A 1,254-nucleotide genomic window follows, 5' to 3' on the forward strand; every position below is an offset into this window, starting at 1 on the left:
CCCGTGCCGGGCCCGCCCGCGAGTACCTGGAGAACGCCCGATGAGCGAGTCGCTCCCGCGCCGCGCCGTCCGTGCCGAATGGGGGCCCCTGCTGCGGGCGGTGCGCTCCGGACTGGCCGCCCGGAAGCCGCGGGCCGTCGCGATGACGCTGACCGCGGTCGGTCTGACGCTGCTGCTGCACCTGGTGCAGCACCAGCCCTGGGGGCACCCGCTGGTGCAGCAGATCGGGGCCGTACGGGCCCACGATCCGCTGTGGGCCGCCCTGCTGCGCACCCCGCTCTCGCTGTTCGTCCCGGCGCTCGACCTGCCCGTGTGGGGCGCGCTGGCGCAGATCCTGGTGGTCTTCGGGATCGCCGAGATCACCCTGGGCCGGGCCAGGACGCTCACCGTCGCGTACGCGGCGACGCTCGCCGGGACGCTCTACGCCCGCCTGGGCATCTGGCTGGGCCCGGACGGTCCGCTGGGGCTGCCGCCGCAGGACGCGTACGTGGTCGACACCGGCCCCTCGGCGGCCGTGGTGGGCCTGGCCCTCGTCGTGACCTGGCGCTACCGGGCCTGGCTGACCTGCGGACTCGTGGTGGCGGCGATGGTGTTCGAGGTGCTGTTCATCAAGAACAACCTGGCGGGCAAGGAGCATCTCGCGGCGGTCGCCGCCGTCCTGGTGCTGTGCGGCGCGGTGGAGATCGCGCGCCGGCGGCGCGGGACGCGGCCGGGAACCGGCCGGACGCCCGCGCGCTGACCCGCGCCGTGCCCGTCCGGCGCTTTGCCCGGTAATCTTCCGCGGTGACCGACACCCCCGCCCCGCCCCCCGGACCGCCCTCCCCCGCCGACGCGCTGCGCTTCGCCTTCGGGACACTGACCGTGCTGCCGGTCCGCGTCACCCGCTGGGACCGGGAGACGGCCCGCGGCGGGATGCTCTGCGCCCCGGCCGCCGGGCTCGTGACCGGTCTGGCCTCGGCGGCGGTGGGCGCGGTCGTGCTGGTGCTGGGCGGCGGCCCGCTGCTCGCCGCCGTGGGCGCCGCCGTGGTCCCCGCGGTGCTCACCCGGGGGCTGCACCTGGACGGTCTCGCCGACACCGCCGACGGCCTGGGCAGCGGCAAGCCGGCCGCCGCGGCGCTGGACATCATGAAGCGGTCCGACATCGGCCCGTTCGGCGTCGTCACCCTGCTGTTCGCGCTGCTGGCCCAGGTGGCGGCGCTGCACGGGCTGTACGCGGCCGGCTGGGCCGAGGGCGCGGTGGCCGCGGCCGTCTCG

At 77.0% G+C, this 1,254-nt stretch carries 2 protein-coding genes; both read left to right on the forward strand.

Translation table 11 applies throughout. The features are described from left to right. Positions 1-40: 40 nt before the first annotated feature. The gene (locus tag AC51EU_RS30610; protein WP_496270347.1) at positions 41-739 is read left to right on the forward strand and encodes a hypothetical protein; all 699 of its coding nucleotides are present in this window, start codon (positions 41-43) and stop codon (positions 737-739) included. 44 nt (positions 740-783) lie between these two features. Next, a partial coding sequence (locus tag AC51EU_RS30615) for an adenosylcobinamide-GDP ribazoletransferase (RefSeq protein WP_496270348.1) occupies positions 784-1,254 on the forward strand: 471 nt, incomplete at its 3' end.

It is taken from the genome of Candidatus Streptomyces philanthi (genome assembly GCF_059553635.1).